A 16,421-nucleotide genomic window follows, 5' to 3' on the forward strand; every position below is an offset into this window, starting at 1 on the left:
CCTCACCTGCCATTTCAAAGGAATCAATTTGCCTTTCAATTATGCTACTTACCTTACTAAATGCAGGGATAAAATTATTTACTATCGGTAATTGTTCGCTTTAATTGCACCAAAATATCTCGCATTGTTTGAGGCTCAATAATAAAATTACCTACTAATAAAATAAACATCGTCCACAAGGAAATACATATAGCGGCTAAAAGCCATGAACCTGCAGATGTAATATGGAGCTCGATAAAAAATATAAATGGTGTCGCTGCAGTAAGTGCAAAGATACTATTTTGCACAATTTTTTTGGCAGTATCTTTAGGTGAATTGTGTAAAATCTTTTTTGAAGAATAAATGATTAAATCATAAGTACGATACCCGTATGAACAAATTCCTCCCAGTAATATTCCTTCTGCGCCGAAATACTGTACAAAAACAAGAGAAACTACTAGGTTAATTAATGCTTCCATAATGGCACGCTTTTTCGTCTCTCTAAAATGTCCTGCAGCGTTCACTAACGTATTTGCAGGAATCCGAATTGTGTTCGCTACTCCTACAATGACAAACAATATTGCCAACCAGGGCCTTATGTAATTGGCATCTTCAATACCTGCTGTATAAATCCTTATAAATGGCAATATTAAAATAGCTGTACATGTGTAACTAAAAGCAATGATGCCATAAAAAATATATTCAAAATGATGAAAATATTTTCGAAGAACGTCCTTATCCTCTTTGACAAGAATGTCGCCAAAAGCTGCTAATATCGCCCCTGAAAAAGTAGATATAAACAATGTGACTGCATTAAACACCATACTATAAACTGTAAATACACTGACTTCTGTTAAGCCCAGAAAAATCGTTATTAAAATAAACGGTGTGTTAAATACCACTAACGAGGCAATTTGATGAATTAAAGCATCCCATTTGTCTTTAATTGCTAACGTATTAGCTTGTTTTTTACAATCGAAATATGGATATTTCTTTTTAACATACAACCTTAAAAAAAGAACATCCAGTAATAATAAGGCACTTGAACTAGCAACAACAATGACGATGGAAAAACCAAATGCTATTAAAGTAACTGACAATAATGCACTCGCAAAAAGCAACATTGTTTGAATGCGAAAAATAACATAGCTTTTTTGATCTGCCGACAGTAGAACTAAATATTTCCCTATAAAAAAATACTCCCACACGCCACTAATTCCCAAAATAAGTACCATGTAAAGAGCCGTACGCGTATTCACTTCATCTCCTACTAATAACGGATAACAAATGGACAAAATGGCGACTAATCCAACAAAGACATAACCCGAGCGTCTATAAAAACGATTAGTCGCTGAAAGAATTCCATTTATTTGGTCTTTATCACCCTTGGCTAGTGGCTTATAAAGTGCCACTATAGATGCATTACCAACCCCAGCTTCTACTATTTTTAAGTAACTTAAAAATTGCTTAATCGACGAAACAAGCCCGTTTGTAGCAGAGCCGTATGTTGTCATAAATAGTCGAGGTAAAATGAAATTAATAACCGCTGCAACAACTTGTAGCAATACATTAGACATTAAATTTAAAACTACTCTCTTAGTTCTCATGCTGATAAGCACCTTTTCTTTTAGTAAAAGTAGGAATTAAACCTTTGCAATCACTGATCCGCCGATTAAGCCTATTCAACATAAAAAGTAAAAGAATTTGTTTTTTCTTTAATAGCCAAGTATAGACCTTTAATTTGAGCGGCATATTTGTCACTCGAATCGCATGCAACGATCCATGAAACGCTTCATGAATCAACATTTTCTTAATAAAGGTACGCTTTTCATGTAAACGCTTATGGTTGAATCTATTCAATTCATTATTCACCGCTGCCATCACTAAATAAGTAAAATAATACTGAAGTTGTTCAGCAAAATTAGGAACCTGGTCTGCTTTCCTGTACTTTAAAGCTTTCAAATGTTCATATAACACAAGTATTTTTTTAAAAAACAACTGATCATAACTAGTTGTCATGGAAGAAGAATGCTGACGGTAATGGTAGAGATACTGATTTTCTAATATATAAATACTTTCTGCATCAAGTAAGCTAGGATATGTACAAGCAGCATCGTCCCCCATGCAAATTTGATCATCCACATCAAATAGATTTTTCTCTAATAGGTCTCTTTTAAATATTTTATTAGATAAAGATGGATATAATCCAAAACGGTAATACTCGCCCGAATATAGCATAATCGGATATACTTCTTTTTCCATCCTATCCTTCCTGTACAAACCGGGCGCGACAAGCTGTGATCTCTTCACTTCTTGGAGTGGATAATTTTCTATAATGTCACAAATAACAATATCTACATCAAAAATACGTGCAGTATTACATAATGATTTATACATATCAACTTCTATCCAATCATCACTATCTACATAACCAACATACTGTCCTTTGGCGACCCTTAGCCCTGCTTTACGGGCACTGACAGCACCACTATTTGCTTTATGAATGACGGTAATTCTTGTATCAGATTCGGCATATTCATCGCAGATTACCGAGCAGTTATCAGTCGAGCCATCATTTACTAATATCAACTCAAAATCTACGAAATCCTGTCTCAAAATACTATCAAGACACATTTTTAAGTAAGGTTCTGTATTATAGACGGGGACAATAATGCTTAAAAATGGCACTCACCTCACCTCTCATTCATAGTAGTTCCCTTACTTTTACTCATAGTCAGTGCAAACATAATTAATAAAATATGATATGGAAAATAATCCATGACAAATGAATCAAGTCCTATATTCGCTACTAATACGATATAGAGAGGAATAGCGTTAATTGAGAGGATTTGAAAGCCTGGTGTATTCATACTTCCAACATTCCCTCTAAGTACTTTATAGAGGCTAGAAATGTATAATACTGACAAGGCCACTCCAATTAAACCTATATAATAAGGGGTTGATAAGTACATTGTATGTGCCATTTTCACCTTCGCAAAGCTTGTGCCAAATCCTGCTCCCAAAACAAATACTTTCGTGTTTTGAAAGATTTCATTTATAAATAGGCCCCAACTACTCACTCGACCAGTGGTAATGGCATCTGTCGATATTCCTGACCCAAAAAACCGAATCCAATAAATTTCAAATAACTTCTCGTAAAAAAAATAGAGAGCAACCCCACAAATAATCACGATAAAAGACGAAAATTTAATAGCTGTCTTCACATTATTTTTAATGAAGACAATAAATGTCATCATAATAAAAACGACTAATGTAATAATAAACATTTTGGAATATGTCAGTATGCCAAAAAAAGCTAATATCACGAGTAATACAATTGACTTTTTTTCCTTTTTTCCATCCAGATTAAAAAGCACTAATAAACAAGCCATAGCTATTAATATTTGCAAACTAAAGTAATTTGGATCTAAATCTAAACCCGTAAATCTTGTACTAATCGAGTTCATTGTCTTCACTGTATTCACAATGGTCATTGATTCTATAAAATGATCGATTTCTGGAACGGAATAACTGATCAAGCGCACGATTGAAGCAGCTAGTAAACCCGATGTATAGATATACGTATACCTTCTGAAATATGCCTTATCATTGAGGGTCAATATTGCACAAAAGAGCACACTATAATTCAACACAAAGCCTAAAACTGCAATAAGATTACCACCACTAACTAACGTTACGGCCACCGTATAAAATGCAAATAAAAAATAGGTGAATAACAGTCGTTTTGAAATACCTTGCTTTTGTAAAAAGAGCGTCAGAATACTTAACAAAATATAGAAAGAACTAAGTACAACAAGTAATGAATATCCTGATATATCGAATTTAATGACATAAACCCACGAAATAAAAAACAATAAATAGTCAATTCGATGCTGCTGCTTATCTAGCAGCATCGCTATACTGGTTAAAAGGAAGAAGAGCCAGAGAAATAGATTTTGACCTGTATATATTTTGAATACGACAAAGATACTTGAAATTATACAAATGAGCACACTAAATTTCTTAGATTCCACTATCATGTAGCATCAAACTCCAATACTAGTTGCTCTTGAGCTTTTTCGTTTGTGTAGTGATTTTCTTCTATGTAATTTTTCATATTGTGTAGTAATTCTGTATTTTTCATAACACTAGAAATGACGTGAAAGATGTCTTTCATGTTAAAGCCTGTTATTAATCCGTTATGACCATGACAAATTTGTTCACCTGCTGCGGCAAAGTCTGTTGTAATAACAGGCGTTTGTACAATTAATGCCTCCCCTATGACCATTGGATAGCCTTCGTAGGCTGATGTTAAAATGAATACATCACTACATTTTATAAATGGATAGGGATTTTTCATTTCCCCTACAAATTCAACTACATCCTCTACACCTAGTTGCAAAGCTAATTGCTGATTCGAAAGTAGATCTGGTCCATCACCTAAAATGCGCCAGCGAAAATTATTTATAGAAGCTTCCTTTAACAACTTACACAGATGTGGAATCAGGTCGAACCTTTTTGTACTATTTTCAATTCGCCCAACAGATATTAAATCCAACTCGCATTTAAGAAACGGTGTATATTGACATGCCAGTTCTTTAATCTCTTCGATTGGAAAAAAATTATAAACCACTTGAATTTTATGTTGATATTCTGGAAGGAAATTTATTAAATTTTCCTTACATGCTTCTGAAACACATAACAATCGATCAAAATTTTTATAGGTTTTGACACAAGCTTCATAATTAAAATTCGCTTTAATGGGATCTGTATGAATCCATGCGAACTTACGATCTGCTATCACAAATTGATCTACAAATAAATTGGTCCCTTTATTGAAATATTGATTGGGTACATCATTAAAATAAGAAATGGCAATATCATAATGACAATTATTGCGATGTTTTTTTAAAAGAATCGAATAGAAATTGTGGGAACCTATTAATCGAACAACTATCATACACACAATACGTAAAATAATATGCCATACGTTATTTCTTTTTTTCACTTCAGCAAAAGGTGTAGCAATTAGTTGTAACAGTAAGTTCCCTGTATTTACCTTCACATTGGAGGGAATATCGTTCATTAATTCCCCTCCACTAAATGTGAAAACATCTATCTCATATTTCTCGTAGAGGTATATTTCTTTTAACATATTAATTAGCGCCTTTTGGATACCACCCATGTGAAAATTTTGTGCAACAAATAATATTTTCATATTAGTCCCCCTAAAAATACTACTGTAAATTTTCATTTTGCTCTTACGTTTGTGGATAAAAAACGGATCGATAGCCCTACGAGCCATTCCCTTTGCTGCTCACGCTCCGCATAGCTTTTATAAATTACTGTATAAATCTGTTATCCGTTTCTCCATTTTCGCCCAGCTATAACCTTCTTCGTACAGTGCCTTCATTTCACGAGAAATTTCTGGCCATTCTTTTCTACGCTTTACCAAATTCTCAATTCCTTTTTGTAAACTCTCTCTATTGTAATCAATAAGTTCTCCAAAATTATTTGTTGCAACTACTTCTGACATTCCCGTATTTTTCACCATAATCAAAGGCTTACCAAGCATTAATGCTTCATAGAATTTATTGGGTGCCGCATAATAATGGTTAGAAATAGTAGGATCATAAATAGCCGTCATAATGTCACAACTATTTTCTAACTCTATTGTTTTTTCATAGGGTAACTTACCATAAAAGTGGATATTGTCATGCATTTTCGAAGTTTGCAGCAAAGTATCAGCTAACTTACCAAATCCGCCAATATGCAGCTCATAACTTGGTGTATTCTTTACTACTTCAACCAATTCACTAATCAATCGATTTTCAGTAAGTATACCTACATAAACTATTTTTACTTTTTTCGGATTCAAATCTAAGCAATTATTTGAATCTATATAACGTGGAGTATTATAAATGACCTCTATTTTTTTAGGTGAAGCTTTAGCAATCTGTTCTTTGCGCTTTTCTGTACATATAATGACTGCATCTACACTATTCATAAGACGTATATCTATACTAGTAATGACCTTTCCAATACTCTCTGGTCCATAAAATGGTGATGTATACGAATCAAATACGTCGTAGATTACTTTTTTACGAAGTAATTTCCCACATATTGTACCTATTAGCGCTGTATCAAAATCACAAGCGTGAATCATATCATACGTATTTTTATGGCGAAGTAACCATCGAAAAAGTTTAAGTTGAAATTTTATAAATGGAACTAAGTTCTTTTTCAAACCTCCTCCAAATGTTGCCGGAATACCAAACCTTGTAATACGAATTGCATGTTCACCTTCTAACAGTTGGTCCTTTATTTTATATTTCTTATCTCTATCCCATGCTAAAATGTGAACATTCCAATTATTTTTTGCAAGACAATGTGCCTCCTTTTCAACCCTTGGATCTGGAGAAACAGGGTTACTCCTCATAAAAACAACTCGCATCCCATATGCCCCCCCTTAAACACTGAATGTCTCTAGCACTTCAGCTACTTTTTGCTACCTTTTATATCCTTACAACTTAAAGATGCTTTCCCATTTTAAAAAAACTTCCACCATTTTTTTGTGAAAGTATCATCTGGTTCATATACAATTAATGGCTGATTATTAATGATTCGTTCGTTATTTTCAAGCAAAAAATCTACCATATCCAAATCTTTTTGTTTTTCTAAAAATCTAAGTCCCTTTTCAAATAAGAAAGGACGTGTACTTAAGTTATGCACATCCGAACCATATGTATGGATAAGATTCGAGCGCACTAAATTTAGCGAAAGTTTTTGGATGGTTTTTCCAAACAATCCTGCTAAACTTCCTGATGTAATTTGTGCAAGTGCCCCCTCGCGTATAATTTGTTCCAAATGACTTGGATTTTCTGAAATGACTCTATTTCGCTCTGGGTGTGCAATAATTGGTGTTATGCCTGCTGTTAATAATGAGTAAATGATATCCTTTGTAAATTTGGGAATATGATTAGAGGGAAGTTCCAACAGCAAATAATTGGAATTTGCTAATGTATGTATTTGTTTTTTTTCATACAATTCTAGAATGTTACCTGCCAAGCGTACCTCTTGTCCCGTGTAAAGTTTTAACGGCATGTTACGTTGATCAATTGTCATTTGCAACTGTACAATTTGCTCATTCACGACATCAAAGGGGACATTATACAATGGATGTAAAGCATGCGAAGTGGAAACAATCGTTGAAATCCCCTCCAAAACGGCCTGCTCAAATAAACAAAGTGTCTCTTCAATCGTTTTCGGACCATCATCGACATCAAATAATATATGACTGTGCATATCAATCACTGTACTTCACTTCCCTGTCTAGATACTTGAATTAACGATAATATTGCTCATAATATTGATGGAGTGGCATTTTATAGTTATTTAATACTACGCCTAAAATATTTGCTTTTGAGGCTTCAAGGTATGACTTTGCTTTTAACACATTTTCATTTTCTGCAACTCCACTGTTCACAATTAATAATGTACCATCACATTTATTGGACAAAATTTGAGCATCTGTTACAGATAGCAGTGGTGGCGCATCAAAAATAATGATGTCAAACCCTTTCTTTAGTTCCTCCATTACACTCCCCATTAAGGTAGAAGCTAGTAACTCTGCTGGATTGGGGGGGATAGGCCCACTTGTCAAGACATATAGATTAGCAATATCTGTATTATTGACGACTTCGGAAATTGTAAAATGCCTTGTTAGTAAATTTGATAGTCCTCTAGCATTTTGCAATAGAAACGTATAATGCATTGTTGGTTTTCGCAAATCTGCATCTACGATGACGACTCGTTTTCCTTCTTGTGCGAAAACAACTCCTATATTGGCTGCATTGGTTGACTTTCCTTCACCTGGTGTTGCAGATGTCACTAATATTGTTTTAATCTCTCTATCAGGCATTGAAAAAGTAATATTTGTTCGGATTGTTCGAAATTGTTCTGAAATAAAAGAATGGCCATTGGCAATCGTCACAAGTTTTCTTGCCATTTTCACTAACTTCTTCTTTTTCTTTTTTTTCCAAAACATTATGATCCTCTCCTCGTTTTATGAGATTTTACCCTAGTGCTTTTATGGTGAGCATCACTAATTTGACTAATCAAGCCAATAATTGGTAGCCCTACTAGCTCTTCGATATCTTGCTCCGTCTTGATTGTAGTATCTAAGCTCTCTATTATGATTATGAGAGCAGCACTTATAACAAAACCAATAAACGAGGCTGCTACTATATAAAGGGTTTTATTTGGCGCAATCGGTACAGGTTCCTTATCTAATTGTGCAACTGACAAAATATTAACATTATCAACCGTCATTAAAACTTGAATCTCCTCTTGAAACACATCTGCTATTGTATTGGCAATATCCACAGCCAACTCTGCTTGCTTGTCTACAACATTAATATTGACAACTTGTGAGTTATTGGCACTGGATACAGTAATTTGATCCATTAAAACTTCAGGTGTGACATCCAAATCTAGCTTATTTATAACTTTAGATAAAATAGCAGAACTTGTTATGATAATGTTATACGTATTAATAAGTCGGAGATCTGTTTCAACCTGTTGTACACCTAAATGTGGTTGCTCTATATTTTTTTGATTAACTAAAATTTGCGTTTCTGCCTCATAGGTAGGTTTTAACACAAAAATGCTAATAAAGGCCGTAACCAACGCTGCAAAAAGTGTAAAACTTATGATAAAAAGAAAGTTTTCTCTTACTATTTTCAATATATCTTGTAATGTGATTGTTTCTTTCAAAGCTCTTCACTCCTTGTCAAAACATAAACCAGTTGTAAAAATGGAGTATAACTAGGCTGATTAATTTTTAAAAGGGTATTCATGTTGAGGCTAGTTCACTATGCTTTATTCCATACTATATTGTTGGAATCATCCATTTATTCTTACTCAGTAGATCACATCGAATTTTCTTCACATACAAAAAGGCATCCCCTGATCTTGGTCAAGGGATGCCTATTATTTTATTATTTATTTCGCGTATTCCACAGCACGTGTTTCGCGAATAACTGTTACTTTAATATGACCTGGGTAATCGAGTTCTTCCTCAATACGTTTGCGAATATCACGCGCAAGACGATGAGATGCTAAATCATCAATTTTTTCAGGTTGTACAATAATACGAATTTCACGTCCAGCTTGAATTGCATAAGACTTTTCTACGCCATCATAGCTTTCTGAAATTTCCTCTAACTTTTCAAGTCTGCGGATATAGTTTTCAAGTGTTTCACTACGTGCACCTGGACGAGCTGCTGATAATGCATCAGCTGCAGCGACTAATACCGCAATAACAGATGTTGCTTCAGTATCACCATGATGCGAAGCAATACTATTAATGACAACTGGGTGTTCCTTATACTTTGTTGCTAATTCCACACCAATTTCAACGTGGCTTCCTTCAACTTCATGATCGATTGCTTTTCCAATATCATGTAATAAGCCTGCACGCCGAGCCAATGCTACATCTTCACCAAGTTCAGCAGCAAGTAATCCTGCTAAATGTGCGACTTCAATTGAATGTTTTAGAACATTTTGTCCATAGCTTGTACGATATTTCATGCGGCCTAAAATTTTCATTAAATCTGGATGTAAGTTATGAATACCAATTTCAAATGTAGTTTGCTCACCTGTTTCGCGGATTTGTTCATCCACTTCACGTCGAGCTTTTTCCACCATTTCCTCAATACGAGCTGGGTGAATACGACCATCCTGTACAAGTTTTTCAAGTGCAAGTCGAGCTGTTTCACGGCGAATTGGATCAAAGCCTGATAATATAACCGCTTCTGGCGTATCATCAATAATTAAATCAATTCCTGTTAACGTTTCCAATGTACGGATATTACGGCCTTCACGACCAATAATACGTCCCTTCATTTCATCATTTGGCAAGTTCACAACAGATACAGTTGTTTCTGCTACGTGATCTGCAGCAAAGCGTTGTAGTGCTAATGATAAAATTTCACGTGCTTTTTTATCTGAGTCTTCTTTCGCACGTGTTTCAGCTTCTTTCGTCATCACAGCAATATCAGTTGATAACTCTTTTTCTACTTCATTGAGGATAATTGATTTAGCTTCATCCCTAGTCAAAGCAGAAATACGTTCTAGCTCTGTTTTTTGTGATGCCATGAGCTCGTCCACTTTGCTCTCCATCTGTTCAATATGCTGTTGTCTTTCAGCTAGAGCTTGTTCTTTGCGCTCTAAGCCAGCTTCTCTCTTATTTAGAGCATCATCTTTGCGATCAAGATTCTCTTCTCTTTGCAATAAACGGTTCTCTTGTTTTTGAAGTTCTAAACGACGTTCACGAATGTCATTTTCAGCTTCAGTACGAAATTTGTGAGTTTCATCTTTGGCTTCAAGTAGTGCTTCTTTCTTCATTGCCTCCGCTTCTCGTTTTCCTTCTTCAACGATTGTTTCAGCGACATGTTTAGCACCAGTGATTTTTGAGTCATTCACTTTTTTCATGTAGATATAGCTAACAGCGGCACCAACGATGAGTCCAAGCAAAGCGGAGATGATAGTAATTCCATCCATATGAACACCTCCTCTTGCTATTTGGGTATTACAGTTTCAGTCGGCGCATACATCTATGTCGCCTTAGCTAAAATGCACCAGGTTTTGTTAGAATTTATGCAAAACCCGTTTCATTGGCCAAAGGCATTATCTTCATCCAGTAGGCGTTTAGACATCCATTTTAAAGGATATTTCACTATAAAACATTTGCTAAATGAGGATAAAATGTACTGCCTATTTAAAGTCATAATTCAGAAATTATACATATTTAATTGTATAGCTAGCCTCAAGCTCTGTCAAGGATAGTCCGGCGTCTGTTCGCCATCTAAGCCAAAAAAAGTAAGTCCTATCCATTCAGTGAATTTTTTCCCTATTACTATTTCACTAGAAACTTTTTCATGTTAAATACAATTAATAAAAAAACAGTACATAAGAAATAAACACATAGCCTCTCTCTTATTATGTGTAAAAATTTAAGAATATAGACAAAAAAATGCATTGCCCCCTCAATAAAGTGGGAACAATGCAATCATTAATTATTCTTCTTCCAGAAGTAACATTAATTCTTCATCCATCTCTTCTTCATCATCATGGGCCGCAATTGTATAAGAAGAAGCCGCAATACCATAAGAAGCTCGGATTTTATTTGCTATGTCTTCTAGGACAGCAGTATTTTCTTTTAAATACTGTTTAGCATTTTCTCGTCCTTGACCTAAGCGCTCATCGCCATATGCATACCAAGAACCGCTTTTTTGCACAATGTCTAATTCCACGCCTAAATCGACTGTCTCGCCTTCTTTAGAAATCCCTTCTCCATACATAATATCTACTTCAGCTGTACGGAAAGGTGGTGCTACTTTATTTTTTACAATTTTAATTTTAGTACGGTTACCAACAATATCATTACCTTGCTTAATAGCTTCTGCACGACGCACTTCTAAACGGACAGAGCTGTAGAATTTAAGCGCACGTCCACCTGGTGTTGTTTCTGGATTACCGAACATGACACCAATTTTTTCACGAATTTGGTTAATGAAAATAGCAATCGTTTTTGATTTATTAATCGCACCTGAAAGTTTACGTAAAGCTTGAGACATTAGACGAGCTTGTAAGCCGACATGAGAGTCACCCATATCCCCTTCAATTTCAGCTTTTGGCACTAAGGCAGCAACCGAGTCAATAACGATAATATCAATAGCTCCACTACGCACTAATGCTTCTGCAATTTCAAGTGCTTGCTCACCTGTGTCGGGCTGTGATAATAATAGCTCATCAATATTCACACCTAATTTTTGTGCATAGATTGGATCTAATGCATGCTCCGCGTCGATAAATGCTGCTTGTCCACCTGATGCCTGTACTTCAGCAATGGCATGTAGAGCAACTGTTGTTTTACCAGACGATTCGGGACCGTATACTTCAATAATACGTCCACGTGGATATCCACCCACTCCTAATGCAGCATCAAGTGCTAGTGACCCACTTGAAGATGTTGCAATTTCTAAATCAGTTTTTTCACCAAGTTTCATGATGGAACCTTTACCAAAATTCTTCTCAATTTGTTTTAGAGCCTGTTCTAAGGCTGCTTTACGATCACTCATTCATTTTCCTCCTTCGAAAACTGTTCACTGTTTTTATCTATCTCTACTATACTTGTTTTTGAGAATACGCGCAAGAAAAAAGCGAACATTTATTCGTTTTTTCTTCAAAATAAAAATTTGGATAGTTTTCCTCTACCCAAATTCCTATGTTTTACTCTATTTTAATAACGTTTTGTGTAGCCACGTTCTTCTAAAAGCTGCATTAAATAATGGCATGTAAATTTCACCGCACGGAGTCGATTCGTATTACGCATGCCTGATAAATGAAGTAAATATGTAAGCGGCTCCTCATCATTTATGGCAATACCAATCCAAACCGTACCTACTGGCTGATGATCATGCGCAGTGGGACCTGCTTCTCCTGTAAGGCCAATCCCAATATTTGTAGCAAATTTCTCACGAACAGCACTTGCCATTGCCGCTGCGCATTCAGCACTCACAACACCATGTGTATCAATTAATTCTTGTGAAATGCCTAGCTGTTTTACTTTCGCATCTGCTGCATAGGTAACAACGCCTCCTATAAGCGCATTGCCTACCCCAGGAATTTCCGCAAGCTCAGATTGAAATAAACCAGCAGTTAAACTTTCTGCAGCCGCAATTGTTAGCTCATTATCCAGTAGCATTTCTACCGTTTTTGAGGCAAGGGAATCATCATCTACACCATATTGATAATCACCAACAAGGGCTTGGATTTCTGCAACCTTTGCCTTAATAAGCTGCCCAGCTTGCTGCTCTGTTGCTGCTTTAGCTGTTACGCGTAACGTTACCTCACCATCAGAAGCAAGTGGAGCAACTGTTGGATTGGTTTGTGCATCTAAAATATTTTGAACTTGTACTTCAAGCTCAGCCTCACCAATTCCATAAAATCGCATAACATGTGATGCAATGATCCCTCCATCATTAAGCATCGCAGCAAGTTTAGGTTTAGCCTCAAATTGAAACATTGGTTCTAACTCTTTTGGAGGTCCTGGTAATAAAATATAAGTACGATCATTTTTTGTGAAGATCATACCTGGAGCCATTCCATGGTGATTAGCTAATACTTCACTCCCAGCTAAAATTAATGCCTGTTTACGATTATTTTCCGTCATTGGACGTCCTCGTTTAGCAAAAAATTGCTCAATATACGTCAATGCTACTTCATCAAACTCAAGAGAAACACCAAGATGACGTGCAATCGTTTCCTTCGTTAAATCATCTTTTGTTGGACCGAGTCCTCCCGAAAAAATAATGAGATCTGCACGAGACTCTGCCACTTCGATAGCTTGTTCTAAACGCTTTGCATTATCGCCTACCACGGTATGATAAAAAACGTTTATGCCAAGCTCGGATAGCTGGCTTGAGATAAATCTCGCATTTGTATTCGTAATTTGACCTAATAATAGTTCTGAGCCAACCGCAAGAATTTCAGCATTCATGATCCCCAAGACCTTTCTTATTTAGACTCAAGTAATACACGTCGATTTAGATAGAAATAATCCCACCCTGACCAAAGTGTAAAGAACAATGCAACATAGAGCATGATTGTATCAAATGGGATACCAACTAATGTAAAGATTGTATTGTGTAAAAGAGCGGCAGCAATCGCTACAATTTGTGCCCAAGTTTTAATTTTACCAAGCTGATTAGCAGCTACCACTTCTCCTCCACCTGCCAAAATCAAACGTAAACCCGTTACAGCAAATTCACGACTAATAATAATGATAATTACCCAAGCAGGTGCCATCTTAAGCTCGACCATTAAAATAAAGGCTGCTGAGACAAGTAACTTGTCAGCTAAGGGATCTAAAAATTTCCCAAATGTCGTTACAAGATTATACTTACGTGCGTAATAACCATCCACCCAATCGGTTGTTGAAGCAAAGATAAAAATAAGTGCGCCTATAAAATGATGGATTGGCATCTCTGCACCAAAAAGTGATAATGTTCCCCAGCCAAAATCAAACATCATAACAATGACAAAGAATGGAATAAGCAAGATTCGAGAGATGGTAATTTTATTTGGAATGTTCATTTTTCTAACACCTTTCATGATGAAAGAAAGTAGTCATCATAGGATGACTACTGTTCTTTATTGAAATTGATGACGATATTTTGCGTTACAATTTGTTGTGCATACGTTAAAAGTTCGTCATTAATATAGATTTTAGCTTGCGTTGAATTACCGAGACGAATACGAACATAGTTTTGTGTTGAGGCGTCAAATTCAACTACTTCCCCGGCATTATAGACACGCGTATCTGTTAAGATTTCTTGTTGCTGTTGATTGCGAATACCAACAAATGTAGGGCCTGATATTTCAATTTTCAGTTTCATTGTATCTGTCCCTGTTAACGTATAAGAAGTTGTCGCTCCATCTGCTTCAACAGTACCCGCGGAAATTGTTTGCTTCATCTCTTCTGTTTGATCCGTGTCATCTTCATCAGTTGGTGTTTCTTCTGTAGCTTTTGTATCTTCTTTATCATTTTTCTGTGCATCTTTATTTTCTTGTTCTTTTTTATCCTTCTCACTATCAATTGGCTTGACATTTGTGTCATATTCAATCTCAGGAGTTGGATTTACTTCTTCGCTTGTCCCTGGACTGTTTTTTGATTGCCATAGCACCCATATAGCCACAATAATCACTACAATAAATAAAGCAACAATGATTTTGGGCATAGCCTCCATCATTTTATTCGAAGGGCCTTTCGTTACTTTTCTTCTGCTAGGGCTATTCGTCATCGATTGACTTACTTGATCGTTTGGAGTGCTCGGTAGTTCATTTTTATATGTCTCTAAGATTTCTTCCGCGTCCAAACCAACAGCTTCTGCATATTGTTTAATAAAAGCTCGTACATAAAACGAACCAGGCATAATGGAATAATTGCCCTCTTCAATTCCTACTAAATAACGTTTTTGGATTTTCGTTATTTCTTGTAAATCGTCTAAGCTGTAGCCTTTAGACAGTCTCGCCTCTTTCAGTCGAGTCCCTAATTCTGCCACTAATAACACCTACTTTAACATCAAATTAAAAATTAAATCCTCCAAAAGAATCGGATTCGGACATATGATTTTTTTCCATTATTTCATAAGTAATTTCTTCATCAGTGTGATGACGTAGTTCAATAATATAATCAAAATCCTCTATTTTATATTCTGAATGCTGAACAAACATATCTGGATGCTCTACAACTTTGATACAAGGCATATTCATCATTTCACGCACTAATTGCAAATGTTTCTCATCGGATGAACGTCGAGTCACAATACCATCTAGAATAAAAATATTGTTCCGACTAAATTCATCTCCCACAAGCTTATTACGAACTGTTTGCTTAATCATTGTAGATGATAAAAAGATCCATTTTTTATTGGCACAGACACTGGCGGCTACTATGGATTCAGTTTTTCCAACACGTGGCATGCCACGAATACCAATCAGCTTATGTCCCTCTTTTTTAAAAAGTTCTGCCATAAAGTCGACTAAAATACCTAGTTCATCTCTTACGAAATGGAATGTGTTTTTTTCATCTGCATCTCGAGGAATATAACGACCATGCCTAATGGCTAAACGGTCACGAAGTTTTGGTTGTCGAAATTTGGTTACGTTAATATGTTCCATTGTCGAAACAATTGTACGAAAACGCTCAATTGCCTCATCATTGTCTGTATGCACTAACATACCACGTCGATCCTCATCTACACCATTTATTGATATAATATTGACACGAAGCATCCCTAAAAGTGAAGCAATATCTCCTAATAATCCAGGGCGATTCACCTGAATTTCATATTCAAAGTACCAATCGCTCAACACACTCGTTCCCTTCCTATTAGTTAACGTAAAAAATCCTTTATAAGTTCCATCATAGCTGATTTTTTATGTAATGGAAAGTTAGAATACATGGAATTACAGCGTTATTTACTAATTTTTTTTGATGACTGTTAAATAGGCTTACATACGTTCCCGTTTTCACAGATAAAAAGTTTATAGTATAGCAAAAAGAGGAGATTGGCTCTCCTCTTTTATTTACTGCACATGCTTATTTTGTACGAGCTTAATGACACAATTCGCTAATGCATGTTTTTCATCTTCAGAGGCAACGCCCCATAAATCCGACAGCACTCGCTCTTGTTCGTTTTTAGGATCGACATTAGTCGCCAAATATTCTCCAATTTGGACAGCAGCCGTTTGAATCATTTTCTTCGGCATACCGCTTGATTCAGCTTGCATGACGTTTTGTCCTAAAAACGATGTCCATTTTTGCCAGTTTTCTAAAATGGTCATATTCTTCCTCCTCCTTTACACAAGTAGTA

15 protein-coding genes are annotated in these 16,421 nt (G+C 35.8%); all 15 read right to left on the minus strand.

The window, feature by feature from the left end:
- Positions 1–74: 74 nt before the first annotated feature.
- The 15 genes from HCH28_RS19350 to HCH28_RS19420 all read right to left on the minus strand — a co-directional run bounded on the left by HCH28_RS19350 (position 75) and on the right by HCH28_RS19420 (position 16,392).
- Positions 75–1,586, minus strand: a complete 1,512-nt coding sequence (locus tag HCH28_RS19350) for a lipopolysaccharide biosynthesis protein (RefSeq protein ID WP_221682725.1) — start codon at positions 1,584–1,586, stop codon at positions 75–77.
- The gene (locus tag HCH28_RS19355; RefSeq protein ID WP_221682726.1) at positions 1,576–2,667 is read right to left on the minus strand and encodes a glycosyltransferase; all 1,092 of its coding nucleotides are present in this window, start codon (positions 2,665–2,667) and stop codon (positions 1,576–1,578) included. Before HCH28_RS19355 ends, HCH28_RS19350 begins: the two co-directional genes overlap by 11 nt.
- A 5-nt stretch (positions 2,668–2,672) precedes the next feature.
- A complete protein-coding gene (locus HCH28_RS19360) occupies positions 2,673–4,019 on the minus strand; it encodes a hypothetical protein (RefSeq protein WP_221682727.1) in 1,347 nt (448 codons plus the stop codon).
- Entirely contained in the window at positions 4,016–5,197 is a 1,182-nt protein-coding gene (locus HCH28_RS19365) for a glycosyltransferase (RefSeq protein WP_221682728.1), read from the minus strand. The genes HCH28_RS19360 and HCH28_RS19365 overlap by 4 nt, the downstream gene beginning before the upstream one ends.
- Before the next feature lie 117 nt (positions 5,198–5,314).
- Positions 5,315–6,433 carry a glycosyltransferase family 4 protein gene (locus HCH28_RS19370; protein ID WP_221682729.1) on the minus strand — a complete coding sequence of 373 codons (1,119 nt, stop codon included), beginning with the start codon at positions 6,431–6,433 and terminating at the stop codon, positions 5,315–5,317.
- A 95-nt stretch (positions 6,434–6,528) separates the two neighbouring features.
- Entirely contained in the window at positions 6,529–7,284 is a 756-nt protein-coding gene (locus tag HCH28_RS19375; protein WP_255601698.1) for a tyrosine-protein phosphatase, read from the minus strand.
- Between the two features lie 40 nt (positions 7,285–7,324).
- Complete coding sequence (locus tag HCH28_RS19380) at positions 7,325–8,026, minus strand: CpsD/CapB family tyrosine-protein kinase (protein ID WP_237497167.1); 702 nt, start codon at positions 8,024–8,026, stop codon at positions 7,325–7,327.
- Entirely contained in the window at positions 8,026–8,754 is a 729-nt protein-coding gene (locus HCH28_RS19385) for a YveK family protein (RefSeq protein ID WP_221682731.1), read from the minus strand. The genes HCH28_RS19380 and HCH28_RS19385 overlap by 1 nt, the downstream gene beginning before the upstream one ends.
- Before the next feature lie 228 nt (positions 8,755–8,982).
- The gene (gene rny, locus HCH28_RS19390) at positions 8,983–10,542 is read right to left on the minus strand and encodes a ribonuclease Y (protein ID WP_004224930.1); all 1,560 of its coding nucleotides are present in this window, start codon (positions 10,540–10,542) and stop codon (positions 8,983–8,985) included.
- A gap of 515 nt (positions 10,543–11,057) precedes the next feature.
- A complete protein-coding gene (gene recA / locus HCH28_RS19395) occupies positions 11,058–12,122 on the minus strand; it encodes a recombinase RecA (protein WP_004224934.1) in 1,065 nt (354 codons plus the stop codon).
- Positions 12,123–12,283: 161 nt separating this feature from the next.
- Positions 12,284–13,543, minus strand: coding sequence for a competence/damage-inducible protein A (locus HCH28_RS19400; RefSeq protein ID WP_054550950.1), 1,260 nt, complete (start codon positions 13,541–13,543; stop codon positions 12,284–12,286).
- Between the two features lie 17 nt (positions 13,544–13,560).
- A complete protein-coding gene (pgsA, locus tag HCH28_RS19405; RefSeq protein ID WP_004224936.1) occupies positions 13,561–14,139 on the minus strand; it encodes a CDP-diacylglycerol--glycerol-3-phosphate 3-phosphatidyltransferase in 579 nt (192 codons plus the stop codon).
- Between the two features lie 47 nt (positions 14,140–14,186).
- Entirely contained in the window at positions 14,187–15,116 is a 930-nt protein-coding gene (locus HCH28_RS19410; RefSeq protein ID WP_175400707.1) for a helix-turn-helix domain-containing protein, read from the minus strand.
- Between the two features lie 16 nt (positions 15,117–15,132).
- Positions 15,133–15,918 (minus strand): DUF3388 domain-containing protein, encoded by a 786-nt coding sequence (locus tag HCH28_RS19415; RefSeq protein ID WP_026023397.1) that lies wholly within the window; start codon positions 15,916–15,918, stop codon positions 15,133–15,135.
- A 216-nt stretch (positions 15,919–16,134) separates the two neighbouring features.
- Positions 16,135–16,392 (minus strand): DUF3243 domain-containing protein, encoded by a 258-nt coding sequence (locus HCH28_RS19420; RefSeq protein ID WP_004224939.1) that lies wholly within the window; start codon positions 16,390–16,392, stop codon positions 16,135–16,137.
- Positions 16,393–16,421: the final 29 nt, after the last annotated feature.

This window comes from Lysinibacillus sp. K60, from assembly GCF_019731275.1.
Classification (GTDB): Bacteria; Bacillota; Bacilli; order Bacillales_A; family Planococcaceae; genus Lysinibacillus; species Lysinibacillus capsici.